This window comes from Brevibacillus sp. FSL K6-2834 (assembly GCF_038592925.1).
GTDB lineage: Bacteria > Bacillota > Bacilli > Brevibacillales > Brevibacillaceae > Brevibacillus > Brevibacillus borstelensis.
Window position 1 is genome coordinate 2,125,948 of sequence record NZ_CP151945.1, and the last position, 24,053, is coordinate 2,150,000.

25 protein-coding genes are annotated in these 24,053 nt (G+C 51.7%); all 25 read left to right on the forward strand.

Translation table 11 applies throughout. From position 1 onward, the window contains the following. Positions 1-3: 3 nt before the first annotated feature. On the forward strand, positions 4-495 hold the full coding sequence (locus NST96_RS10465; RefSeq protein ID WP_024984567.1) for a hypothetical protein: 492 nt from the start codon (positions 4-6) through the stop codon (positions 493-495). A gap of 206 nt (positions 496-701) precedes the next feature. Beyond that, the gene (locus tag NST96_RS10470; RefSeq protein ID WP_003390632.1) at positions 702-899 is read left to right on the forward strand and encodes a sigma-70 family RNA polymerase sigma factor; all 198 of its coding nucleotides are present in this window, start codon (positions 702-704) and stop codon (positions 897-899) included. Between the two features lie 229 nt (positions 900-1,128). Continuing rightward, positions 1,129-1,413 carry a sporulation protein YqfC gene (yqfC, locus tag NST96_RS10475; RefSeq protein WP_003390630.1) on the forward strand — a complete coding sequence of 95 codons (285 nt, stop codon included), beginning with the start codon at positions 1,129-1,131 and terminating at the stop codon, positions 1,411-1,413. A gap of 32 nt (positions 1,414-1,445) precedes the next feature. After that, positions 1,446-2,720 (forward strand): sporulation protein YqfD, encoded by a 1,275-nt coding sequence (gene yqfD / locus NST96_RS10480; protein WP_051567410.1) that lies wholly within the window; start codon positions 1,446-1,448, stop codon positions 2,718-2,720. A gap of 34 nt (positions 2,721-2,754) precedes the next feature. After that, positions 2,755-3,729, forward strand: coding sequence for a PhoH family protein (locus NST96_RS10485; protein ID WP_003390627.1), 975 nt, complete (start codon positions 2,755-2,757; stop codon positions 3,727-3,729). Positions 3,730-3,744: 15 nt separating this feature from the next. Next, a complete protein-coding gene (gene ybeY / locus NST96_RS10490) occupies positions 3,745-4,224 on the forward strand; it encodes an rRNA maturation RNase YbeY (protein ID WP_003390624.1) in 480 nt (159 codons plus the stop codon). Between the two features lie 10 nt (positions 4,225-4,234). Further along, positions 4,235-4,618 (forward strand): diacylglycerol kinase family protein, encoded by a 384-nt coding sequence (locus tag NST96_RS10495; RefSeq protein ID WP_003390622.1) that lies wholly within the window; start codon positions 4,235-4,237, stop codon positions 4,616-4,618. Positions 4,619-4,625: 7 nt separating this feature from the next. Next, positions 4,626-5,309 (forward strand): DUF502 domain-containing protein, encoded by a 684-nt coding sequence (locus NST96_RS10500; protein ID WP_194247095.1) that lies wholly within the window; start codon positions 4,626-4,628, stop codon positions 5,307-5,309. 17 nt (positions 5,310-5,326) lie between these two features. Then, complete coding sequence (locus NST96_RS10505) at positions 5,327-5,788, forward strand: cytidine deaminase (RefSeq protein ID WP_161785208.1); 462 nt, start codon at positions 5,327-5,329, stop codon at positions 5,786-5,788. Further along, positions 5,781-6,698 (forward strand): GTPase Era, encoded by a 918-nt coding sequence (era, locus tag NST96_RS10510; RefSeq protein ID WP_003390614.1) that lies wholly within the window; start codon positions 5,781-5,783, stop codon positions 6,696-6,698. The genes NST96_RS10505 and era overlap by 8 nt, the downstream gene beginning before the upstream one ends. A gap of 125 nt (positions 6,699-6,823) precedes the next feature. Then, positions 6,824-6,979, forward strand: coding sequence for a YqzL family protein (locus NST96_RS10515; RefSeq protein ID WP_003390612.1), 156 nt, complete (start codon positions 6,824-6,826; stop codon positions 6,977-6,979). Then, positions 6,970-7,734, forward strand: a complete 765-nt coding sequence (gene recO / locus NST96_RS10520) for a DNA repair protein RecO (protein WP_003390610.1) — start codon at positions 6,970-6,972, stop codon at positions 7,732-7,734. Before NST96_RS10515 ends, recO begins: the two co-directional genes overlap by 10 nt. A 345-nt stretch (positions 7,735-8,079) precedes the next feature. Beyond that, on the forward strand, positions 8,080-8,991 hold the full coding sequence (gene glyQ / locus NST96_RS10525) for a glycine--tRNA ligase subunit alpha (protein WP_081607812.1): 912 nt from the start codon (positions 8,080-8,082) through the stop codon (positions 8,989-8,991). Then, positions 8,984-11,056 carry a glycine--tRNA ligase subunit beta gene (glyS, locus tag NST96_RS10530; RefSeq protein WP_122958717.1) on the forward strand — a complete coding sequence of 691 codons (2,073 nt, stop codon included), beginning with the start codon at positions 8,984-8,986 and terminating at the stop codon, positions 11,054-11,056. The genes glyQ and glyS overlap by 8 nt, the downstream gene beginning before the upstream one ends. Positions 11,057-11,179: 123 nt before the next feature. Further along, positions 11,180-11,827, forward strand: a complete 648-nt coding sequence (locus tag NST96_RS10535; protein ID WP_003390601.1) for a helix-turn-helix transcriptional regulator — start codon at positions 11,180-11,182, stop codon at positions 11,825-11,827. A 16-nt stretch (positions 11,828-11,843) separates the two neighbouring features. Continuing rightward, a complete protein-coding gene (locus NST96_RS10540) occupies positions 11,844-12,677 on the forward strand; it encodes a pyruvate, water dikinase regulatory protein (RefSeq protein ID WP_003390598.1) in 834 nt (277 codons plus the stop codon). A 195-nt stretch (positions 12,678-12,872) separates the two neighbouring features. After that, the gene (gene dnaG / locus NST96_RS10545; protein ID WP_003390596.1) at positions 12,873-14,729 is read left to right on the forward strand and encodes a DNA primase; all 1,857 of its coding nucleotides are present in this window, start codon (positions 12,873-12,875) and stop codon (positions 14,727-14,729) included. A 34-nt stretch (positions 14,730-14,763) separates the two neighbouring features. Beyond that, positions 14,764-15,888 carry an RNA polymerase sigma factor RpoD gene (gene rpoD, locus NST96_RS10550; RefSeq protein ID WP_003390594.1) on the forward strand — a complete coding sequence of 375 codons (1,125 nt, stop codon included), beginning with the start codon at positions 14,764-14,766 and terminating at the stop codon, positions 15,886-15,888. 93 nt (positions 15,889-15,981) lie between these two features. Next, positions 15,982-16,914, forward strand: a complete 933-nt coding sequence (locus tag NST96_RS10555; RefSeq protein WP_342406263.1) for a hypothetical protein — start codon at positions 15,982-15,984, stop codon at positions 16,912-16,914. Positions 16,915-16,999: 85 nt separating this feature from the next. Then, positions 17,000-17,164, forward strand: a complete 165-nt coding sequence (locus tag NST96_RS10560; RefSeq protein WP_155808002.1) for a hypothetical protein — start codon at positions 17,000-17,002, stop codon at positions 17,162-17,164. A gap of 164 nt (positions 17,165-17,328) precedes the next feature. Further along, positions 17,329-18,468: an acyl-CoA dehydrogenase gene (locus tag NST96_RS10565; RefSeq protein ID WP_003390588.1), complete on the forward strand. Its 1,140-nt coding sequence runs from the start codon at positions 17,329-17,331 to the stop codon at positions 18,466-18,468. A gap of 113 nt (positions 18,469-18,581) precedes the next feature. Next, a complete protein-coding gene (locus tag NST96_RS10570) occupies positions 18,582-19,316 on the forward strand; it encodes a tRNA (adenine(22)-N(1))-methyltransferase TrmK (protein WP_003390586.1) in 735 nt (244 codons plus the stop codon). Next, positions 19,292-20,407: a Nif3-like dinuclear metal center hexameric protein gene (locus NST96_RS10575; protein ID WP_003390584.1), complete on the forward strand. Its 1,116-nt coding sequence runs from the start codon at positions 19,292-19,294 to the stop codon at positions 20,405-20,407. Before NST96_RS10570 ends, NST96_RS10575 begins: the two co-directional genes overlap by 25 nt. Before the next feature lie 127 nt (positions 20,408-20,534). Beyond that, on the forward strand, positions 20,535-22,535 hold the full coding sequence (locus NST96_RS10580) for an S-layer homology domain-containing protein (protein ID WP_342406267.1): 2,001 nt from the start codon (positions 20,535-20,537) through the stop codon (positions 22,533-22,535). Further along, on the forward strand, positions 22,532-24,037 hold the full coding sequence (locus NST96_RS10585) for a S41 family peptidase (RefSeq protein ID WP_339186614.1): 1,506 nt from the start codon (positions 22,532-22,534) through the stop codon (positions 24,035-24,037). Before NST96_RS10580 ends, NST96_RS10585 begins: the two co-directional genes overlap by 4 nt. The last annotated feature ends 16 nt before the right edge of the window (positions 24,038-24,053 follow it).

Here is a 24,053-nt window from a genome sequence, read left to right on the forward strand (position 1 = left end):
ATCATGGACGATCTCCTGGAGCTCTTATTTGATCTGCTGGGTTGGGCAATTCCGCTGATCGGCAAGTTCTGGTTTGTCATACTGGGCTACTTGGGCTATAAGCTGTTAGGTCTGAAAGGAAATAAAAAGCCGAATCAAAAACCCGCTCCCCGCCCGGTGCTTACACCAGCGGATGGCGGCGGATGGCCGTGGGAGCAAGAGCAGGAAGAAAGGCGGACCGTCACATCGCTTGAGCCTCGACCTGAAGCGGCACCTGCTATGGAAAGCAGCGTACAGACTGAGGGGTGGCAAGAGTCGGAGCATTTGGTGACACTGGAAACCGCTGTTGAGGCAGAACGTCCGCTGGAGAGAAAAGAGTCTGCAAGCGCTCCTGCAGTTTCGCGTGAGGAAGAGCAGCACGATACGTTCGATCCTCGGGAAGGGATGAAGTGGGCGATGATTTATGGCCCACCTCGAGCGCGCACTCCCCATCTTCCAGCGAGAAGAAGCTTGTAAACCTGTTTTGGCCGCAGGGGCTGTCCTGTAAAGCAGAAGAGACTGCATGCAGGGCAGCTCTTCTTTTTTCCATAGAAGGCTTCCCTTTGGTAGATTTCGCTGTCGAAAGATATCGAATAACACTACTTGTGTCGATTGCATCCATCTCCTATTCTTAAAGAAGGAAAAGAATTACAATATTTAGAAAAGATAAGGGGTAGAAAAGGATGAATCCACAGGCATTGGAAGGGATGAGCCGATTTCGACAGAAAGTGATTCGGCTGGTGATTTATGAAAAAAAATCCATCTACGAGACAGCAATCGCCTGCGGTTGTACGGCTGAAAAAGTAAAGCGTGTACTGAAAAAGTGGAAAGCGGCCTCGCGATCCTCGAAGGGTTCCAAACAACCCGTTCATCAAGGATGATAGAACTAGCCTGCTCCTCCTCGCATGGAGTGACGGGCTTTTTTTATTTTGGCTGCCTTTTGGTCCTCTCGCCTATCGTTTCGTTTGTGACATGAAGTTTTCTGCATGTTCCTCCGGCTATGCCGCATACGGTTATAAGAGAAGAATTGCGGGCACGATGCTGTCTTGTCTTTGACGATTTTCTTTCTCCATACTCCATAGATGCGTCAGCGAAAGGGGGGGCTTACTCATGAGGCGATGGAGCCGCCGGTTGCGTAATCTGGCAGTAGGAGTGCTGGATTTGCCGCAGGATGTGGTTCTCGAAGTCCCGCGCATCACCATGATTGGTCATTTGCAGATGTATATTGAAAACCACCGCGGAGTTCTCCACTTCAGTGAGAAGGAGCTCCGTTTACTGTTAACCAACGGTCAACTGATTGTGACGGGAGAGCAACTGGTCATCCGCGCCATTTTACCCGAAGAAGTGCTATTGGAAGGCAGGATCGGCGGGGTGAAATTTCTCGAGAAAACGTAAGTCGGACTCGCAGGAAGGATGGGGGGCCACCGATGAGCCAGTGGTCTGCCATTCCCGGCGGGGATGAGGGTGAATACGCGAGGAAAGTGGGGACTAGCATGCGCAATGGACTGCAGGAATGGATGAACGGACATATCACGATTACGGTCCGTGGCAAACGTTTTGAAAGGTTCCTCAACATGGCAGTGCGACAGGGAATACAGGTATGGAACATTCGCAGGGTCGGTACAGAGGTCAGCAGTTGTGATATCCTGCTTCAGGATTACTTTCGCTTGCGGCCGCTTTTAAAGGAGACGGGCTGCCGGGTGCATGTGCAAAAGCGGGAGGGATTTCCGTTTTGGCTGTTTCGTTTGCGGAAAAAAGCGGGTTTTATCACGGGTGTCGCTTTGTTTTTCTTCGGATTGTACATGCTCTCCTCATTCGTTTGGCAAATAGAGGTAGTGGGGACCAAAAAGCTCCATCCGGAAATGGTGGCCAAGGCAGCAGAACAAGTAGGGATTAAAGAAGGGGTATGGAAGGCCAAACTAAAAGAACCGCAGGAAATACGGCGGGAGATGATGAAGCTGATTCCGCAAGCCTCCTGGATATGGGTGAACATCCAGGGAACGAAGGCGATCATCCAGGTGGTCGAGAAGGAGGAACAGGAGTTGCCTGATCCGATCGGGCCACGCCATCTGGTGGCAAAGAAGCGGGCGGTCATTTCCACCATTTTGCCAGAGGCAGGCAAGAAAGCGGTGACGGTCAATCAGGTTGTCAATAAAGGACAAATCCTCATTTCAGGGATCATCGGGAATGATCAACGGCAAAAGGCAGTGGCAGCCAAAGGGACTGTAAAAGGAGAAGTCTGGTATATCAGCAACGTCTCCGTTCCGCTAACCCGTTCCCAATACCGCTACACGGGGGAAAAGCAAGAACACCAGTACTTGCTGGTCGGGCCATACGCGCTGCAGATTTGGCCGTGGCAAATCGAGCCATTTGCAAAAGCGGAGTCCTCCGAAGAAAGGTATTCGCCTTCGATAGCCGGGTTCTCGATTCCCATCGGCTGGAAGACCGTTACGCATGCGGAGGTAGAGCCGGTCGCGCAGGAGCTCAGCCAAGAGGAGGCAATCGCTTTGGCCCAACAGATCGCACGCGAGGATATCTTGCAAAAAGCGGGAGCGGATGCGGCCATTCGAGACGAAAAAGTTTTGCACGTCAAGAGAGAGAATGGTAAAGTTTACTTGAGCATTCATTTTTCTGTCATCGAAGATATTGCTGAGGAACAGCCGATTGTGGCCTCGCCGCCCTCGCCTGATCCAGCTCCCTAACATATGATTACTGCTGCAAGGAGATGGAAGCCTGTTGCACGTACAAGAAGAGGTAAAAATCCCGTTTGCTGATGCATCTGAAGCACTACTGTTGTTTGGACCCCACGATGCGTATCTAAAAATCATTGAAGAAAAAACAACTGCAAAAATCATTTCCCGAAGTGGTGAGGTCCTCATCGCTGGTGACAAGGCAGAGGTGGATAAGCTGTCTCGCTTGTTTTCCGTTTTGCTTCAGCTGATCCGCAGAGGCATCCCCCTTTCTGAGCGTGACGTATCGTACGCGCTGCAATTTCTCGAAAATGGAGAGGTTGAACAGCTGCTCCATGTCTACGAGGAGGAAGTGGCTCGGACGCAGAAAGGAAAACTGATTCGCGCCAAGACACTGGGACAGCGCCATTATTTATCCGAAATGAAACGGCATGATATCGTGTTTGGCATCGGACCGGCGGGTACCGGAAAAACGTATCTGGCGGTTGTGATGGCAGTCAGCGCTCTTAAAAATGGACGAGTCAAACGGATCGTCCTGACACGGCCTGCGGTAGAAGCAGGGGAAAGTCTCGGTTTTTTGCCTGGCGACCTGCAGGAAAAGGTAGATCCTTATCTGCGTCCGCTGTACGATGCACTGTACGACATGCTGGGTGTAGAGCAGGTGGCAAAAATGATGGAGCGGGGACTGATCGAGGTGGCGCCTCTTGCGTATATGCGCGGCCGCACGCTGGAGGACAGCTTTGTCATTCTCGATGAGGCCCAGAACACCACTCCGGAGCAGATGAAAATGTTTTTGACCCGTCTTGGATTCGGCTCCAAGATGGTGATTACGGGTGACGTGACACAGATCGACCTGCCGAAGGGCAAAAAGTCCGGATTGCGAGAGGCTGAGCGGATTCTCGGCCCTATCCCGGACGTCGCCTTTATCCGCTTCCAGGAGGCGGATGTCGTACGTCACAGCCTGGTTCAAAAAATTATCGAGGCGTACGCCAAAGACGAAGTAGAACACAGCACCAGGTAAAGGAGACAAGCATTCGTGTTATCTGTAGAAGTCCTTCACGAAGAAATCGAACCGATTGGCGAGCAGCTCGAAGCCCTTATCGTCCGCTGTCTGCAGGAAGCAGCAGAGCGGGAAGAAGTCAGCGGAGAAGTGGTCGTCACATTGGTTAACAATGAACGCATACACGAGCTGAACCGCGAGTACAGGAATGTCGATCGTCCAACAGATGTTCTGTCTTTCGCCATGAACGAGGCGGGAGAAGGCGAAATGGACATTTTTATCGACGAAGAAGAGCTTGACCAATTTCCCAACATGCTTGGCGACATCATTATTTCGTTGCCAAAGGCTGAGGAGCAAGCCCGGGATTACGGTCATTCACTGGAGCGGGAGCTGGGCTTTTTGGCCGTCCATGGCTTTCTCCATCTCCTCGGGTATGACCATCAAACCGAGCAGGAAGAAAAAGAAATGTTTTCCCGTCAAGAGGAAGTACTGCAGAAAATTGGCTTGACGAGGTAGGCGATATACCTTGCGTGCATGGAGCAGCTTTATTCGCAGCTTTTCGTACGCCTTTGCAGGAATTGCCCATACCGTGAAGACTCAGCGAAACATGCGCATTCACGTCGCAGCAGCCATCGTGGCGCTGGTGATGGCGTGGTGGTTGGAGATTTCCCGCAACGATGTTTTGCTGGTCTTTTTTTCTATCGCGCTCGTCTTTTCATTAGAGCTGATGAACACGGCAATCGAGGCAACAGTGGATCTCGCTTCACCCGAGAGACACGAAAAGGCAAAAGCAGCCAAGGATGCGGCTGCCGGATCTGTACTGGTTGCGGCCGTATTGTCTGTCATCGTCGGATTGTACGTCTTTGGTCCTCCTATCCTACAAAAATTGTCCGCATGGCTACCAGCGTGAAAGGAGCATGACTGCAGTGTGGCAACGAGTATTCGCTGGCTTCATGGTATTGCTTCCGTTGTTTGTAACCGTCTACTTGTTGCAGTTGGTTTTTTTCATGGTGGATCGCGCTGTCGGGGGATGGCTGACAGAACTGATGCTGACAACCGGACTGGCCTCCAGGCAGGGGGAGCTCGTCTGGTTTCTTGGCGTCCCTTTTCATGGCCACATCCCGGTCATCGGGGTTTTGCTGCTGCTATTGATCCTGCTATTGATCGGGGGGATTGCCCGTACACCGGTCGGAAGGCATGTCTTTTCCATGGTGGAGCGGCTGTTCGGGTTCATTCCGGTCGCACGAGGCGTGTATTCTACGGTTCAGCAGGTGTCCCAAGCGCTGGTGCATGAACGCTCCAGCTTCAAGCAGGTGGTGCTGGTGGAATATCCGCGTAAAGGAGTGTACACGGTCGGATTTTTAACAGGAGAGTCGCAGGGCGGGGCCTTGGAGTTTACGGGCAAGGAATACGTAAACGTGTTTTTGCCCAAATCGCCCAATCCGACCAATGGCTGGCTTGCCCTGGTTCCGCGAAGTGAGGTAACATTTCTGGACATGTCGATCGAAGATGGGTTAAAATTTGTCATCTCGGGCGGTGTTGTTCCGCCAAAAGAGCGGCTTAGCGAGCCCACCGCATTGATTCAACCAGAGGAGTCGTAAAACGGTGCAAGAAGTATGTGTTTGAAGTTGAAAATAAGAAAAACGCCTCAGCGTTTTTCACAGAACAGAGAGTGATGAATATGGATAAACAAGCGCTTTTGGCGCAGGCAAAAGAAGCTAGACAACGGGCCTATGTACCTTATTCCAAGTTTCCTGTGGGCGCAGCGCTCCTGGCGGAAAGCGGCAAGGTATATCTCGGCTGCAACATTGAAAACGCGGCGTTTCCCCTCTGCAACTGTGCGGAGAGAACAGCTTTGTTCAAGGCTTTTTCCGAGGGAGACAAACAATACAAGGCGATTGCCGTCGTAGCCGATACGCCGGATCCCGTCTCGCCGTGCGGTGCCTGCCGCCAGGTCATGGCCGAATTATGCCCGCCTGACATGCCTGTCATTCTGTCCAATCTGAATGGAGATGTCTTGGAGACAACCGTATCAGCCCTGCTGCCAGGGGCGTTCACCAAGGAGGATTTACGTGGATAACCGCAAGACCAAATCATCGTTCAAATCGGGGTTTGTCTCGATCGTGGGCAGACCAAACGTCGGCAAGTCAACCTTGCTCAATCACATTGTTGGCCAAAAAATTGCCATCATGTCAAACAAGCCGCAAACGACGCGCAATAAAATTACGGCCGTATATACGACAGAAGAAGGCCAAGTCATCTTCCTGGATACCCCGGGCATTCACAAGCCGAAATCAAAGCTGGGCGACTACATGGTCTCGGTGGCGGAAAACACCTTGAATGAAGTCGACCTGGTGCTCTTTGTGATTGACGCGACAGAAAAACGCGGGGCGGGCGACGAGTACATTATCGATCGCCTCAAACAGGTGAAGACACCGGTTTTTTTAGTCATCAACAAAATTGACAAGGTCCATCCGGAAGCCCTGCTGCCGATTATTGACGAGTACCGGCAGTTGTACGAGTTCAAAGCGATCATTCCGATCTCCGCAATGGAGGGGAATAATACGGGATCTCTCGTACAGGCCATCTTTGATGAAATGGAAGAGGGACCGATGTTTTACCCGGCCGACCAGGTGACGGACCATCCTGAGCGATTCGTCATGGCTGAATTGATTCGCGAAAAAGTGCTCCATCTGACGCGCGAAGAGATTCCCCATTCGATTGCCGTCACGATCGAAGAAGTGAAGCGGGGAGAAAACGGCAAAACCCTGTATATCTATGCAGCAATCTATGTAGAGCGCGATTCGCAGAAGGGCATTTTGATCGGCGAAAAAGGCAAGATGCTCAAGGAAATCGGCAAACGCGCACGGGTGGATATCGAGCGGCTGCTGGGTGACAAGGTGTTTTTGGAATTGTGGATCAAGGTCAAAAAGGATTGGCGCAACCAGGAAAGAATGCTGCGAAACTTTGGCTTCTACAACGAGGAATAAGACGTTTTTGCTTGCGGCAAGCGGCTTGGCGATCGAAGGTAATTTTTCCAAGGCATAGAATAACGGGCACAGGTGAATCTAAGTAAGGAAGTGGATTTAGCCGAAAACAGAAAGGATGTTGCTCCATGCTCAACGAGTTTTCTTGGAGTTATTTCGCTTCAACCGGTGATATCCATGCTTATCTCCTCTACAGAGAGCACCTTCAAACGTCAGGAGCCAGTGAGGAGGCCCCGTTTGATCTCGCCCAGGATGAATTGGGTGACACACACGCATGCTTGTAAAATGGGAAGGTATCGTCATCCGAAGCGTGGACTATGGCGAGTCCAGCAAAGTGGTGACCCTGTTTACCCGGGAGCGCGGCAAGGTAGCGATCATGGCTCGAGGCGCCAAGAAGGCCAAGAGCCGGTTGAGCGCCGTCTCCCAGCTCTTTACCCACGGATACTATCTCTGTAAAACGGGACCCGGAAGCGGTATGGCCGATCTCTCGCAGGGAGAGATCGTTGACTCGTTTCGGGATCTGCGGCAGGATTTGATGTCTACGGCTTATGCCGCTTACATAGCAGAACTGTTGGACCGGCTGACAGAAGACGGAGAAGGAAATCCTTTTTTGTTTCAGTTGTTGCACCAGCTCTTTCGCCACCTCGACGAAGGACGGGACCCGGAGATTCTTTGCCGCATATTCGAAACCAAAATGCTTCAGGTAGCCGGAATCACTCCACGCTTGACAGCTTGCGCCAACTGCGGCGAGCAGCGTGAGCCTTATGTCATCAGCGTCTCGCAGGGAGGCTTGCTGTGCCCTGCTTGTGCAGCCGGCGATGCCTATGCGATTGCTGTGACTCCGTCGGTCTGGAAGCTGCTCAGGCTGTTCCAGGTTTTTGATCTGGAGCGTCTGGGGGACATCGAGGTAAAGCCGACGACCAGAAGCCAGCTCAAGCATGTGCTCAGAAGCTTCATGGATGAGCACCTTGATTTGCGGCTCAAGAGCAGAGCCTTCCTGGATCAGATGGAACGAATGCCGCTCGCCGGGAGCGATTGACATTCCGAACACTTTTCGCTATCATAAAAACCAATTCAAATACGTTGCGGTGAAAGAAAGGAGTAGTCGGCCGCTGGTTTTTTCGGATGGACCTGCAAAAGGGATGTGCGGGTGGTCTGACAAAGCGAACCGGGGAGGGTGAAAGCCCGGTAACCAAGCTGACGAAGGGCATTCTGGAGCAACGCTTTTTTCGGAAAGAGGACGATGCGTCGGCGTGTCGTCAAGTAGGGTGGAACCGCGGGAAATCCTCTCGTCCCTACACTGTTGGGCAACAGTGTAGGCGGCGGGAGGTTTTTTATTTTGTCCCTACAGGCTGGCCCGAAAAAAACAGGGAGGTACATGTCCATGAGCATGACGTTTCAAGACATCATTTTGACACTGCAGAATTATTGGGCAAAGCAAAACTGCCTGGTCGTTCAACCGTATGATGTGGAAAAAGGGGCGGGCACACTGAATCCGATGACATTCCTGCGCTCGATCGGCCCGGAGCCGTGGAATGTGGCGTACGTAGAGCCATCCCGTCGCCCGGCTGACGGCCGCTACGGGGAAAACCCGAACCGCTTGTACCAGCATCATCAATTTCAAGTGATTATGAAGCCGTCTCCGGACAACATTCAGGAGCTGTATCTGGAGAGCCTTCGCCAGTTGGGAATCAACCCGCTCGAGCACGACATCCGCTTTGTCGAGGACAACTGGGAGCACCCGGGTCTCGGTGCGTGGGGACTGGGCTGGGAAGTGTGGCTGGACGGTATGGAGATTACCCAGTTCACGTACTTCCAGCAAGTAGGCGGACTGGAGTGCAAGCCAGTCGCAGTCGAGCTTACGTACGGCCTGGAACGCCTTGCCTCCTACATCCAGGAGAAGGAGAACGTCTTTGACCTGGAATGGGTGAACGGCGTTACCTACGGTGACGTGTTCCTGCAGCCGGAGTATGAGCATTCCAAATACACGTTCGAGCTGTCTGACGTGGACATGCTGTTCAACCTGTACAATACGTACGAAGCCGAAGCCAAACGGTTGATGAAAGAACATCTTGTATTCCCTGCGTATGACTACGTGCTGAAATGCTCCCACACCTTTAACCTGCTCGATGCCAGAGGCGCCATCAGCGTGACGGAGAGAACCGGTTACATTGCCAGGGTGCGCAATTTGTCCCGTGAAGTAGCCCAGACCTACCTGGCTGAGCGCGAGCGCCTCGGTTTCCCTATGCTGAAACACGCGGCTGACAGCAAGGAAGGAGTGAGCACAAATGAGTAAACGAGATTTTCTTTTGGAGATTGGTACGGAAGAGATGCCTGCCCGCTTTATTGCCGGAGCAGCGGCGCAATTGCGCGAAAAAGTCGAGAATTGGCTGGAGGGCCAGCGCATCCCGTACGACAAGATCGATTCTTATGAAACGCCTCGCCGCCTCGCTTTGTTGATCCACGGCCTTGCAGAAAAGCAGCTGGATAAAGACGAGGAAGCAAAAGGGCCGGCAAAAAAGATCGCTGTAGATGAAGCGGGTAACTGGACCAAAGCGGCACAGGGCTTCGCACGCAGCAACGGTGTCGATACAGAGCAGCTGTACTTCAAGGAAGTAAACGGTGCAGAGTACGTCCATGCACGGAGATTGGAAGCAGGAAAAGAAACGGTCAGCCTGCTGCCAGCGCTTGCGGATGTCATTACGTCCATGAACTTTCCAAAGAACATGCGCTGGGGTGCCCATGACCTGAAGTTCGTTCGGCCGATCCGCTGGCTCGTTGCCCTTTTTGGTGCAGAGCTGGTTGAGATGGAAATTGCCGGCGTAAAGACAGGCAATGTGACCCGTGGCCATCGTTTCCTGGGCAGCCAGGCAGTGAGCCTGCAAGCGCCTGCCGAATATGCGAGCCGATTGGCGGAGGAGCATGTCATTGTCAGTGCAGAAGAGCGCCGCTCTCTGATCGTCGAACAAATCCGCCGTTTGGAAAAAGAAAACGGCTGGCGGATTCCGATGGACGAAGGACTGCTTGACGAGGTTGTGCATCTCGTCGAATATCCGACAGCTCTGTTCGGTACCTTTGAACGGGATTTTCTCTCTATACCGCGCGAGGTATTGGTTACATCCATGCGGGAGCATCAGCGCTATTTCCCGGTGGAGGATGCCAGCGGCCAGCTGCTGAATCACTTTGTTACGGTTCGCAACGGCGACAGCCATGCGCTGGAGAATGTGGCCAAAGGAAATGAAAAAGTTCTCCGGGCCCGTCTGTCCGATGCGCGCTTCTTTTACGAGGAAGACCAGAAGCTCTCGATTGACAGTTGTCTGAAGCGTTTGGAGACGATTGTTTTCCATGAAGAGCTGGGGACCATCGGCGACAAAGTGCGCCGCGTCCGCAAGACAGCAGCCCTGATCGCTGAAAAGCTGGGCATCACCGCAGAGGAAGCTCGCCAGGTGGACCGTATCGCCGAGATTGCCAAGTTTGACCTCGTCACCAATATGGTCGGCGAATTCCCTGAACTGCAAGGCGTGATGGGTGAGGATTACGCCCGTAAGGCTGGCGAAAGCGAAACGGTAGCGCACGGTGTGTTTGAGCACTATCTCCCGCGTTTCTCCGGAGACCAGCTGCCCGTGTCCGCACCCGGAGCGATTGCGAGTATTGCCGACAAGCTGGATACGATCGTCGGCTGCTTCTCGATCGGCATTGTCCCGACCGGTTCCCAAGACCCGTACGGATTGCGCCGGATGGCTGCCGGTATCGTGGCCATTCTGCTTGATCGGAACTGGACCCTCTCACTCGATGAGCTGTGGGATGCTGCGCTTTCTTCGTACAACGAACAAGGCGTGTCCAAACGCACGAGTGACGAAGTGAAACAGGACCTCAAGGACTTCTTCGCACTGCGCCTGAAAAATGTACTGCAGGAAGAAGGCGTCCGTTACGACGTGATCGATGCTGTTCTGTCCGCAGATTTGAATGTGCTGCCTGTACTTTTGCAAAAAGCAAAAGCACTGATGAACGCCGTGCAGTCCGAAGCGTTCAAGTTTACCGTGGAGCAGTTTAACCGCGTAAACAATCTGGCCCAAAAGGCAGAAGCGGACGCGGTTTCCGAGAGCCTATTTGCAGAAGACGTAGAACGGGCTCTGCATCAAACGTACGTGTCCGTAGCTCAGGAAGTAAGCGGGCTGGATGATCAAAAGCGCGTACTGGAGACACTGTCTACTCTCCGTGAACCGATTCAGGCATTTTTTGACAAGGTGATGGTCATGGCGGAAGATCAGGCGGTTCGCCAAAACCGTTTGGGCCTGTTGCTGCGCCTGTCCCGCCTGATTTACGGGTACGCTGATTTCTCCAAGCTTGTGTTTGCCTGATTATAACCATACAGATTCGCCTCCGCCAGCACTCGCGGGGGCGACCTTTTTTCCCTTGGAAAGAAGGAATATCTCGTCGAATAGAGTAATACTAGGGGTAGTAACCAGACAGAACCGGGGTGATTGGTCATCGAGCTTACCAAACGACAAGAGCACATCATACAGATCGTGAAGGATGAGGGGCCGATTACCGGTGAGCAGATCGCGGAGCGGCTGAATCTGACCCGGGCTACTCTTCGCCCAGACTTATCCATCCTAACGATGTCAGGTTATTTAGAAGCCAGACCTCGCGTCGGTTATTTTTATGCGGGCAGACCGGCTGGCTCGATCATTAGTGAACGGCTTCACAAGCTTCTCGTCAAAGACTACAAGGCGATGCCCATCGTCGTATCTGAATCGGCTTCTGCCTACGATGCAATCGTGACCCTTTTTCTGGAGGACGTAGGCACTCTTTTTGTGGTCAACCAAAAAGGCTTCCTGGCCGGTGTACTCTCGCGCAAGGACCTGCTTCGAGCCTCGCTCGGAAACAAGACCCTTGAGGATGTGCCCGTCGGGATCATCATGACCAGGATGCCCAATATTGTCACCTGCGGGCCTGAAGAGACGCTTTACGCGGCGGCGAAGAAACTGATCGACTTCCAAATCGACTCGCTGCCAGTAGTTCGTCCCGGACAGGGAGAGGACAGCAAGCATTGGGAGCTATTGGGAAGAGTGACGAAAACGACGATTGCCAAGGCATTTGTCGAATTGGGCAGCGAGCCGAAAGTGTAGGAGGAGAAGCGATACAATGGATCAAAGAGGACAGCTTATTTATGTGGTTTCAGACTCTATCGGCGAAACGGCGGAACTGGTCGTGCGCGCAGTAGCCAGCCAGTTTGACCGCTTTTCCATCGATGTACACAAGTATCCATACATAGAGGACAAAGAATCAATCGATGAAATTATCGCCTCTGCAAAAGAGATGAATGCGATGGTCGTGTTTACCCTCGTCGTGCCAGAGCTGAAAACGTATATCGTCGAGCAGGCGCAAAAGCACGGCATCCGTACGATTGATGTAATGGGACCGCTGCTGACAACGCTGCAGGAGATGCTGCATGAACCGCCTACCGGAAAACCGGGTTTGGTCAGGCGGCTGGACGAAGAGTATTTCCGCAAGGTGGACGCTATCGAGTTCGCGGTCAAATACGATGACGGCCGCGATCCCCGCGGGCTGCTGCGTGCGGATGTCGTGCTGATCGGGGTGTCCCGTACGTCCAAGACACCGCTCTCGATGTATTTGGCGAACAAGCGCTTGAAGGTGGCAAATGTGCCGTTGGTTCCAGAAGTGGAACCGCCGGAAGAGCTGTTTCAGCTCCCGCCCGAACGCTGCATCGGACTTACCATCAATCCCGAGCAGTTGAACGGCATCCGCACGGAGAGGCTGAAGGCTCTCGGTCTTACCGCACAAGCCAATTACGCCAACCTGGACAGAATCAACGAAGAACTGGCGTATTCGCAGAAAATCATTCAACGTGTCGGCTGCCCTGTCATCGATGTCTCCAACAAAGCGGTAGAGGAAACAGCCAATATCATTTTGGAAATCATCCGCAAGAATAATCTTCGAAAAGAACATAGGTCTTAAGAAGGGTTTTGACGTTTTTTGTAGAATAAAAGAGAATTGCCTCCTTTTCAAAGGAGCGCTCGGAAGGCGTTTACCGCCTGCGAAAATGTGGAAAAGTAGAAAAGAAGAAAAGAGTAGCGTTTTCAAGAAGGAAAATGACGAATTTTGACGAACTAAATAACCTCATTGCGTAATTTATAAAAAAGGTGGAAAGACATGGCTGGTCCCAATTCAGCTGATTTTGTGAACCAAGTCCGTGCCGCTGTTGACATCGTAGATGTAGTAGGAGAGTATGTACAGCTGCGAAAAAGCGGTCGCGCTTTTCTAGGCTTGTGTCCGTTCCACTCGGAAAAGACACCCTCCTTTAATGTCAATGCGGAGCGACAATTTTTTCATTGCTTTGGTTGTGGGGCAGGCGGAGATGTCTTTTCCTTTTTAATGAAGCTGGAGCAATTGACATTTCCCGAAGCCGTCCACAGGCTTGCTGAACGTGCCGGGATCGCGGTGCCCCAGGCGCAAGAGGAGGAAGAAGCGGCTCCGGAAAAAAAGGCCAAGCAGATTATGCTTGAGGCCCATCAGCTCGTAGCTAAGCTCTACCATTACGTCCTTACGGAAACGCCGTATGGCCATGAGGCGATGAAGTATTTGCAAAAGCGGGGAATATCACGGCAGACGATCGATGAATACGGGATCGGTTTTGCCCCGGACTCTTGGAACTTCGTCACTTCATTTTTGCAAAATCGACGTTTCTCGTTGGACCTGATGGTTGAAGCAGGGTTGCTTGCAAAAAGTGAAGCCGGCAAGATTTTCGACCGGTTTCGCGGGCGCGTTATTTTTCCGATCCACGATTCACAGGGAAAAGTAATCGCTTTTGGTGGGAGAGCATTGGACCCATCAGCGCCTGCCAAGTACCTAAACAGTCCGGAAAGTCCACTCTTCAGCAAGAGTACAACACTATTCAACCTTCATCGCGCTCGCCCATATATCCGGAAGCGAAAACAAGCGTTGCTCTTCGAAGGATATGTGGATGTGATTTCAGTATGGCAAGCAGGCTTTCCCCAAGGGATTGCTACTTTGGGAACGGCTTTGACCGAGCAGCAGGCGAGAATGATCCGGCGCAATGCTGAGTCGGTTGTGCTTCTCTTTGATGGAGACGCTGCCGGTCAAGAGGCGACTGCGAAAGCGATCAACATTCTGCAGGAAGCGGGGGTCGTTGTCCGCATCGCTCCCTTGCCGCCCGGTACAGATCCTGACGATTACATTCGACAGCACGGAGCAGAAGCATTTTCTCAGCAGGTATTACTTCAGGCGATGCCTGTCACGGCTTTTCGTCTGAAACATTTGCGTGACAAGCACGTAATACAGGATGAGACCGATCAGAAGCAATTCATCGAAAAGGCGATTGAACTCGTAAACGAGCTGGACAGTCCGGTTGAACGGGACTTGTATTTGCGGCAATTGGCGGAAGAACACTCCCTGACCCTTGAAGCGATCAAGTGGGAGTCACGAAGGCTTTACAAACAGCAAAAAAGTGACAGACAAAGGGATAAAGTAACGCCAGCATGGAATAATAGTATAAATAATGGCAAAGTTACGCTCGCAAAAACACTGCCCCCCGCTTACCATACAGCCGAACGCATGCTGCTGGGCTATATGATGCGCAATCGGCATATCGCGGATCGGGTTCAGGCTGAGTGTACCGGTTCGTTCCAAGTAGATGAACACGATGCATTGGCAGCCTATTTATACGCATATTTCGCAGAAGGACATCAGGAAGATCCTGGACAGTTTATACATTACCTGCAAGACGAACCGTTAAAGCAATTAGCCTCGGGATTGGCCATGATGGAGTGCAGAGACGACGTATCTGATCAAGAGATCGGGGACTACATCAAGCAAGTAAATCACTACCCGAAGCGCACCGAGCTGGAGCAGCTGCGTGAAGAACTACGAACTCTTCACATGAAGGCATCTGCAGCGGACAGCGAGGAAGCGCGTAGAGAACTGGAAATTCAAGCTGCCGTCGTAGGGATGAAGATTCTTGAATTGGAAAATGCTTTAAAAGAAGGGTAGCATCAGATCATTCCCGGGGAAGGAGGGATAGTAGATGAACAAACAAAACATCACTTCAGACATGGAAGCAGCGTCCATTGAACAAGTGAAGGAACAACTGGTCGAATTAGGCAAGAAACGCGGTGCGCTGTCGTATAAAGAAATCATTGATCGCATTTCGGGATTTGAGCAGGATTCCGACCAGATGGATGAGTTCTTTGAATATCTGGGCGATCAAGGAATCGAGGTCAACAATGACAGCGAGGACGACGAAGAAGTGGACGATATGATCATGAAGGATGAGGAAAACGAGGAGTTCGAATTCGACGATCTCTCCGTGCCGCCCGGTATCAAGATCAACGACCCTGTGCGAATGTATTTGAAGGAAATTGGCCGTGTTCCTCTACTCTCCGCTGAAGAGGAGATTAAGCTGGCAAATCGCATTGAACAGGGTGATGAAGAAGCAAAACGTCGTCTGGCTGAGGCCAACCTGCGTCTGGTGGTATCCATTGCCAAGCGTTATGTTGGAAGAGGCATGCTGTTCCTCGACTTGATCCAGGAAGGCAACATGGGCTTGATCAAAGCCGTGGAAAAGTTTGATTATCGAAAAGGCTTCAAGTTCAGTACGTATGCGACCTGGTGGATTCGTCAAGCGATTACCCGCGCTATTGCCGATCAGGCAAGAACCATTCGCATTCCGGTGCACATGGTAGAAACGATCAACAAACTGATTCGCGTTTCCCGCCAGTTGCTGCAGGAGCTGGGACGTGAGCCAATGCCGGAAGAAATCGCGGAAAAAATGGATTTGACGCCTGAAAAGGTACGTGAAATCATGAAAATTGCTCAGGAGCCGGTATCGTTGGAAACACCGATTGGTGAGGAAGACGATTCCCATTTGGGTGATTTTATCGAAGATCAGGACGCGCTGGAGCCTTCCGATGCAGCTGCCTATGAGCTGTTGAAAGAGCAGCTTGAGGATGTATTGGATACGCTGACGGATCGGGAAGAAAACGTACTGCGCCTGCGCTTTGGTCTTGATGACGGGCGTACGCGGACACTGGAAGAAGTAGGGAAAGTGTTCGGCGTTACGCGTGAGCGCATCAGACAAATTGAGGCAAAGGCACTTCGCAAACTTCGTCATCCGAGTCGCAGCAAACGCTTAAAAGATTTTCTGGAATAACCGATATAGGAAATATGTGGCCTACGTTAGCCTGCGTAGGCTTTTCTTTTTCCGATCTCAGGCCAACCCGTCAAGACAAAGGAGGGTCTCGCGTTGGACGACCAGCGCAAGCGTGTCATCATTTCCGAAATCGAAAACTGGCGGCGCAATCATTTGCTGCCCGAACATTACTGCATTTTCTTGTTAAATTTGTATACGGAAGGAGACAGGCCGCAATCGTCAGAGATGGCAAGAAAGGGCAGCGGCGGAAGTATTGCCTCTGGCTATGGGCAAGTTGCAGCGACGTCACAGGGAGCTGTAGCAAGAGGGACGAAAGCAACGGCCCCGTATGTATCAGGAAGTGCTGCTCCCATATCAGGTAAAATGATTCTGTCCTGGCTGATTGGCGCTTTTTTGATCGCTGGGATCATCTTACTTGCTTTTCATTTTAACCGTTTTACCCCCCTAATGCAAATTGCCATCTTTGCCTGTTTCTCGTTAATTTGCTATATACTGGCATTCGCTTTTAGGAAATCATCGCCACTTGTCACGCATTTGCTATTGGGACTATCCTTTGTAGTACTGCTTTTAGGCGGTTTTTATATGATTCACGAGTTGGGCGGCCCGCTATCGGTCATGCTGATCTATTTGTCAATTATTTCCATACTGCTGTGCATCAGCGCATTTTTGTTCGGGTTTCCCTATCTTCTGTACTGCGGGGTTTTGGCCCTGGCTCTCGTATATGGAGTAGCGACGGTGGACCGGGTAGGGGACGGGTATACATGGTGGAGATCAGAGCTGTATTGGGTACCGATCGCCGGTCTGATGGTCGGATTAGGCTTCCTCGTACACCAGAACTACCCAAAATGGGCAGGCGTTTTTGCGATTTGCGGCATGATTGCTTTCTTTGGAGCAGAGGTGCAATCTCTTTATATTCCGACAGCCCGGCAGGATCTGATCCAAATGCTGTTGTTTATCAAGGTATTTCTCAGCTCCGCTTTCTTCTTTTTTACCCGCGGGTACTGGTATCAATGGCTTCGTTTATAGAGGGCTCCTGCAGGGGCCTTTTCCCTTTTCTGCGCATTCTTGCTACAATAGACGTGGAGTGGAGTAAATCATCGGGGTGAGAGTTTTGAATAAAAAAATGTGGGTGCTGACAGGGATTCTTCTGGCGGCGGTTTTCTTCGGATTTGAAGCATTCGCGATGGTCGTAAGCATGAAGACATACAACATAGGTTACATACTGGGAGGAGCTTCATTCTTTGGAGCGATATTGATGGGAGCACGCAATGAATAGGCGTGCTTTCTTATTTAAGAAGTTGTCGTATTTTTTTGAAAAGGCGTACACAGAGCAAAGGAATATGGTGTATAATGGAATTGCAAACTGAACAAACGCTCAGTCGGAATTATCCATCTATGTCCAAGCAAATGAAAAAACGCTTTCAAGGGGGCGGATCAATGATGAATTTTGATTTGAATACCGAACAGCTGATGCTGAGAGACATGGTTCGGTCATTTGCCGAGGAAGTGGTTGCGCCGGGGGCAGATGAACGCGATCGGACGAAGGCTTTCCCAACTGATATTTTCGAGAAAATGGCGGACTTGAGCCTGATGGGCCTTCCTTTCCCCGAAGAATACGGCGGTGCAGGGGCTGACAGCATCAGTTTTGCGATTGTCGTGGAAGAGCTGAGCCGGGTTTGCGCTTCGACCGGTATCACCTACTCCGCTCATATTTCCTTGGGTGGTGCGCCGCTCGCCATGTTCGGGAGCGAGCAGCAAAAGCAGGAGTACCTGACAAAAATATGCAGCGGTGAAAGCCTGGGCGCATTTGGTTTGACGGAGCCGAATGCGGGATCGGATGCTGGCGGGACGAAAACCACGGCCGTTCTGGATGGAAACGAGTGGATCATAAACGGCGCCAAATGCTTTATTACGAATGCTTCCTATGCCAAGTTTCTCGCATTGACTGCTGTAACGGATAAAGCAAAGGGAACACGGGGGATCACGGCGTTTATCGTTCCCACTGACGCACCGGGCTTCACCGTATTGAACAATTACGAGAAGCTGGGCTTGAACAGCTCCAACACGACCGAGCTCATTTTGGAAAATGTGCGGATACCGAAAGACCATGTGCTCGGACGTGAAGGGGAAGGCTTCAAGCAATTCCTGATTACATTGGATGGCGGACGCATCGGTATAGGTGCGATGGCGGTCGGAATTGCGCAGGCAGCCTATGAAAAAGCGCTTCAATACGCAAATCAGCGCACTGCATTTGGCCAATCGATTTCCCGTTTTCAGGCGATTCAGCACAAGCTGGCAGACATGGCCATGCAGATTGAGCTGGCTCGGAACATGGTTTACAAAGCAGCCTGGCTGAAGGATAACCAGCGCAAGTTCACCAAAGAGGCGGCCATGGCCAAGCTGTATGCTTCGGAAGTCGCCATGTCCGCGACCCATCAGTCCATCCAGATTCACGGCGGATACGGCTATATGAAGGAGTATCAGGTCGAGCGCTTTTTCCGCGACGCCCGTTTGCTTGAGATCGGGGAAGGAACGTCTGAAATTCTCCGCAATGTCATTGCACGTGAAATCGGCTGTTAACACGCAAAAATTTTGCCTCGTCTTGACAAAAGACGGGGCTTTTCGCGTTTTTTTGCATTGGGAAAATAGGAACAAATAGGGTAGAATAAAGGCATTGGAAGGAGAAAGAGCTTATGACAACATGGATGATATCCAGGCGATTGCAAACGATTGCCCGTTTTTGCCCGAAGGGAGCCCGCGTTGCCGACATCGGATCGGACCACGCGTTATTGGCTTCTTATTTGATTAGGGAAGAAATTGCTTCGTTTGTCGTGGCAGGCGAGCTGAATGAAGGTCCCTACCAGGCAGCGCTGAAACAAATACATACGATACAAGCCGAGGACAAGGCATCAGTCCGCAAAGGCGACGGCCTGTCTGTCCTGAAACCGGGTGAAGTGGATGTCGTCTGCATCGCCGGAATGGGCGGACAGCTGATCGTTTCCATTCTATCTGCGGGTGCAGACAAGCTTGAGGGCGTCAGCCGACTGATTCTCCAGCCGAATGTCGGGGAGGAGCATGTGCGCCGCTGGTTTGTGGAAAACAATTGGCAGCTCTCTGCGGAAACAATCATGGAGGAAGACGGGATCATTTATGAAATTCTGGTAGCAGACAAGGGAGACGGAATGATCCCATATCGAAACAAGGACCGTTCACCTGAGGAATTGCTGCGCATCGGTCCCTTTCTTTGGGAAGAAAAGTCGCCCGTCCTGGCAAAAAAGTGGATGAGCGAACGTGAGAAGTGGACGAAGGTGCTGGAGCAGCTCAGTCGCTCGGACAAACAAGAGGCGGCCGTACGTGCGGCGCAGATTAAAGAAGAACTCGAATGGATCAATGAGGTGATAGCATGTTTGCCCACGGACAAACCGTAATTCAATATGTGGAAAAGCTCGCACCCAAAGCGATGGCTCTGGAGGGTGACAAGATTGGACTGCATGTAGGGACCTTGCAAAAGCAGGTAAAAAAGGTAATGGTGGCGCTGGATGTTTTGGAATCTGTCGTAGATGAGGCCATCGCAGAGGGTGTAGACCTGATCGTCGCCCACCACGCAGTCATCTACCGGCCGCTGAAGCATCTGAGGACGGATATGGCTGCCGGAAAATTGTATGAAAAACTGCTCAAGCACGATATCGCCGTTTATACCGCCCATACGAATCTGGATGTAGCCGCAGGAGGCATGAATGACTGGCTGGCAGAAGCCATCGGACTCGAAAATGTGGAGATGCTTGACGTGAACTATCGCGAGACGCTGAAAAAGCTGGTCGTCTACGTTCCACAGTCCCATCGGGATGCGGTATTCCAGGCCATTACCGAGGCTGGTGCAGGCTGGGTCGGCAATTACAGCCACTGCACCTTCCAGGCAGAAGGCACGGGAACATTCCTGCCGAGAGAGGGCACCGATCCGCATATCGGCAAACAGGGCGAACTGGAGAAAGTGGAAGAGGTTCGGATCGAAACAGTCGTGTCGTCCTCAAGGCAAACCAGCGTGATCAAAGCGATGCTGGCTGCCCATCCGTATGAAGAGGTCGCCTATGATCTGATTCCTTTGGACAACACCGGCCAGGCCCTGGGAATCGGACGCATCGGAAAGCTGCCCGAAACGGTTACGCTGCAGGAGCTGGCGCTGCAAATCAAAGAGCGCTTTTCGTTGCAGGGGCTTCGCGTCATTGGCGATTTGCATGCGCCTGTCAGAAAAGTAGCCGTTGTAGGAGGAGACGGCAGCTCGTATGTCTCCAAGGCTGTTTTTCGCGGTGCGGACGTCTTTGTGACAGGGGACATCGGATATCATACGGCCCATGATGCGCTGGCAGAGGGCTTGTTCATTATCGACGCCGGCCACAACATTGAAAAAATCATGAAAGAGAAGCTGGCAGCCTTTTTGCGTGATCGGCTTCAGGAAAATGGATACGGGACAGAGGTTATTGCTTCTCGTGTACATACAGATCCGTATCAGTTTTTATAAAAATTCGATGTGGAGATAAATACCGATCCCATCAGGGGGCCCGACTTGCTCCCTGGCTAGATGGCGCAGCGGCGGTCTCGTTGCTCATACAAGCCTATGCAAGCCAAACTGGTGTAGGGGGATTTTCGTGCAAAAAAAGAGTAAAGTATTAACCTGCGCACTGCTTGTCTGCAGCTTGCTCGTACCCTCGGCTGCAAGTGCTGCAAGCTCGTACATGCCGTATTCAGATATCAGCAAGCACTGGGCGAAATCGTCGATTATCAGAGGGGCGCAGTACGGCCTTTTTGCTTCCGGTGGTTCGATCGAGCGGTTTTATCCCAACCGCGAGCTGACGCGGGCAGAGTTTGTCGCCTTGATGGACAGGGTTTTCGTTGTCGGACAGCAGCACTTGTACCCGCTCACTTTTCTGTCGGAGCATGATGAGTTTGGAAAGGGAGAGGGTTTTGACGAGCCGTATCTTCCATATAAGGACGTCGACCGGCTGACATGGATGTACGGCCCGACATTGCGAATGTCGGTTCTGTTGGAGCGCTTGTATGGTCCTGGTGCGATCCAGGAGATTTTCCCGGGCCAGCTTTTTTCGCCTAATCAGCCAATCACCCGTGAAGAAGCGGCCAAACTGCTCGCCATTTATACAATGGGGACGGACCAACAGAAGGCGTGGAACATGGTCAATGAGTGGGGATGGCTCACAGGCAGACCGTCAGACAAATTAAAACGTGGAGAGGCAGCGGTTGTTTTTGACCGTCTGGTGCAGTTCTTGCAGAGAGATGTAATGCTGCCGCTGCTCGATTATGACGGCCAGAAGTTTCCGATGGTTCCGGAGGTTCAGGATATGTTCCCGCTGTTTGCCCCTTACACGGATCAGGTGACGGGGGACGATCAAATATACGTCAACGCTGCGGAAGCGATCCGGTTTCATGAAGATTCCGAGGAGACCTTCCGCGCTTTGCGCAAGCTGGCGGAAGGGACCTTTGACAATAAAGTGGGTGTGCACTATTACCTTAGCTGGGACCCTGACACCGAGATTGCAGATAATCTGGAGCATGCCTTCAAGGCGATCGACGCCTACTTCGATGATCGGATCGTTTTGCCCGACACCCTGCAGCTGTTAGTCGCCAATGTATATGACATGGCTTTGCAGACAGGTTCGACAGACCCGAAAATGTACGAGAAGATTCTCGAACGCCTCAACGGCTACGAGCAGAAAATCAGGAAAAATACGAAAGAGTCGGAAGCGCTGGCTATCTACCAAGCGGCGTTGGAAGTGAAGGTTGGCCATATGGACAAAGCCCTGGAGATATATCGTGCGTTCGCTCCTCATCACCAGGAAGCTTTGAAAAACCTGGTCTACTATCTCGTTCAAAACGAGCAGTTGTCAGAAGCGGAGGCGTTTCTTGCAGGACTGCAACCCAAAAAGACAGAAGTGGAAATCATCCAGCTTACTCGTCTCCTCCAGCAGGAATTGGCTATCGACTTGGAGCAAGCATCCATTGTGCGGGATCTGAGCTTTACGATGGGCCGCATGGAGAATTTGAAGGGATACAAGGCGGAAGGCGAAGCTGTTCTGAGGGGCTTTCTGGTGAAATATACGGAAGAGGTAGACCGTCTGAGCAAAGCTAGACATGCGACGGGAATTTATCAATCACCGCAAAAGCTGGTGCTCGACAAATGGGAAAGTTATACGGATACAGAAAAGAACATCAAGTATGAACGCAATTTTGATTCCGAAAGCTGGGAGCCTTCCAGGGTTGACCAGCAGGAATTCATGTCAGATTATGTGGCCGGTATGAGTGTCAAGGACCGGGCTCGTATCCTCGGGGCCAGATATTACAAGCAATCATTTGGAGAATACGACATCATCACCGAATGGATACCAGGCGACAAAATCGTGGAGGCTGCCCAAAACGTATCGCTCAATCACGGGAAGATCAAGAGCGTACCGGTCTACATGAACAAGTACTACATTGATAGTGACTCCGATCTGTTGGTGAAGCACGTTTGGCGTTATGAAGAAGTGTATGATACGCAAGAATACGTCGCCTACGCGGGAGAGGAAACGTACAAGACCCAGGTCGATGTACGGGTTTCCATTCCGCGAGAGGTCGTGAAAGGGGCAGCGCGATGAAGCGGATCTTCTCGTGGGTAATAGCAGCTTTACTCGTATTTGGAGTTTCTTCAGTCCATGCTGCCGATGGACCGTTTGCGGAAACAGCAGAGGTCTACCATCAAGTGCTGGACAATCATTTGAGCAGGCCTAGCGAAAAGCAGCTTGTCCAAGGCGCTCTTGAGGGAATTAAGAAGCTGGCGGAAAAAGAGAGCAACTTGTCTTTGCAGTATTCTGCTGAGGACGACACGCTAGCAGAATTGGAGCGGCGCCTGTCGGAGTGGAAGGATAAGGCGAAGCTCGATGCTTCCACGTTAAACCGTTTGGCAATCGAGGGGATGCTGTCAACCCTGGACGACCCTCACACGATGTTTTTTACAAAAGATGATCTGGAGCTTTTTCAAGCAGGTGTTGAAAATCAGCTAGTCGGCTTTGGCTTCCGTATGCGTTTTCAGAATGGGTTGATGCTGATCAGAGAGATCATTCCGAATTCGCCTGCCGCAGCCTCCGGGTTGAAAAAAGGAGATCAGCTATTGGCAGTAGACGGAGCTTCGCTGAAAGGCAAAAACGCCGAAGAAGCATATCTGATGCTCAGAGGGGAAGAAGGCACAGAAGCGGTTTTGACAGTGTTTCGGCCAGGAGAAAATCGGGAGCTTCAGGTGAAGCTCAAGCGCGCGGCGATTACTGTTCCTGAAGTGGAAGGGGGTCTCTTCCAAGACGGGAGGATTGGCTATATCGGTCTGGAGACATTCGGTTCGGAAGCAGCCGTCCAATTCCGTGACAAACTCGACCAGCTTACGAAGCAATCGCCTTCATTAAAAGGCTTGCTGGTAGATTTGCGCGACAATGGCGGCGGATACTTGTCGAGCGCTCGGGATATTGCCAGCTTGTTTATGGAAGAAGGACTCTTGATGTATACGACCAATCGCAATGGCGTAGAAGTGCAGACGTGGGTGCGAAATGGCCGGGATGTCAACTATCCTGTCCGCATTCTCGTCAATGAAGGGACTGCTTCCGCTTCAGAGCTGCTCGCCGGGGCTCTGCGGGATAACGGCATCGCCAAGCTGGTCGGCACCAAGACGTTCGGAAAGGGCAGCGCTCAGCAGATTATTCCCCTTTCAGAGGGAGATGCGCTGAAAATCACTTTGCATGAGTATTTTACGCCGAAGCATACAAAGGTGAATCACGTCGGGCTGGAACCGGATGTCAAAGAGGAAGACTATGCGGCACAAGTCGTAAGAGCTCTCCACTCGATCGGCGTAAACAGCTTTCAGCTGGAAGCAGAGGATGGAGACACTGTTGTGAATGGGATTGCTTTTGCTGCTGTTGACCCTCTGTTTAAGAAAGATGAACAGGGAAAATGGCTTATCCGTGCAAAAGTTCTCTCCAGTGTAATCGGCGATGAGTCGCTAGGTGCAAACGATTACGTAGACATCACGCCATATCTGCAAAAGTATCCGACTTTGCGGTTGGCGACTGACAAGGATGCTCCTGTATTAACGTATCAAGTGTCGGGAAGGTAAACAGATTCCAAGTCTC

Bases quoted from the DNA above. Each gene is read 5' to 3' on its own strand.
- NST96_RS10465 (WP_024984567.1), top strand. From the start codon at position 4: ATGGACGATCTCCTGGAGCTCTTATTTGATCTGCTGGGTTGGGCAATT.
- NST96_RS10470 (WP_003390632.1), top strand. From the start codon at position 702: ATGAATCCACAGGCATTGGAAGGGATGAGCCGATTTCGACAGAAAGTG.
- yqfC (WP_003390630.1), top strand. From the start codon at position 1,129: ATGAGGCGATGGAGCCGCCGGTTGCGTAATCTGGCAGTAGGAGTGCTG.
- yqfD (WP_051567410.1), top strand. From the start codon at position 1,446: ATGAGCCAGTGGTCTGCCATTCCCGGCGGGGATGAGGGTGAATACGCG.
- NST96_RS10500 (WP_194247095.1), top strand. From the start codon at position 4,626: ATGACTGCAGTGTGGCAACGAGTATTCGCTGGCTTCATGGTATTGCTT.
- NST96_RS10515 (WP_003390612.1), top strand. From the start codon at position 6,824: ATGCTCAACGAGTTTTCTTGGAGTTATTTCGCTTCAACCGGTGATATC.
- recO (WP_003390610.1), top strand. From the start codon at position 6,970: ATGCTTGTAAAATGGGAAGGTATCGTCATCCGAAGCGTGGACTATGGC.
- glyQ (WP_081607812.1), top strand. From the start codon at position 8,080: ATGAGCATGACGTTTCAAGACATCATTTTGACACTGCAGAATTATTGG.
- glyS (WP_122958717.1), top strand. From the start codon at position 8,984: ATGAGTAAACGAGATTTTCTTTTGGAGATTGGTACGGAAGAGATGCCT.
- NST96_RS10540 (WP_003390598.1), top strand. From the start codon at position 11,844: ATGGATCAAAGAGGACAGCTTATTTATGTGGTTTCAGACTCTATCGGC.
- dnaG (WP_003390596.1), top strand. From the start codon at position 12,873: ATGGCTGGTCCCAATTCAGCTGATTTTGTGAACCAAGTCCGTGCCGCT.
- rpoD (WP_003390594.1), top strand. From the start codon at position 14,764: ATGAACAAACAAAACATCACTTCAGACATGGAAGCAGCGTCCATTGAA.
- NST96_RS10565 (WP_003390588.1), top strand. From the start codon at position 17,329: ATGAATTTTGATTTGAATACCGAACAGCTGATGCTGAGAGACATGGTT.
- NST96_RS10570 (WP_003390586.1), top strand. From the start codon at position 18,582: ATGACAACATGGATGATATCCAGGCGATTGCAAACGATTGCCCGTTTT.
- NST96_RS10575 (WP_003390584.1), top strand. From the start codon at position 19,292: ATGTTTGCCCACGGACAAACCGTAATTCAATATGTGGAAAAGCTCGCA.
- NST96_RS10585 (WP_339186614.1), top strand. From the start codon at position 22,532: ATGAAGCGGATCTTCTCGTGGGTAATAGCAGCTTTACTCGTATTTGGA.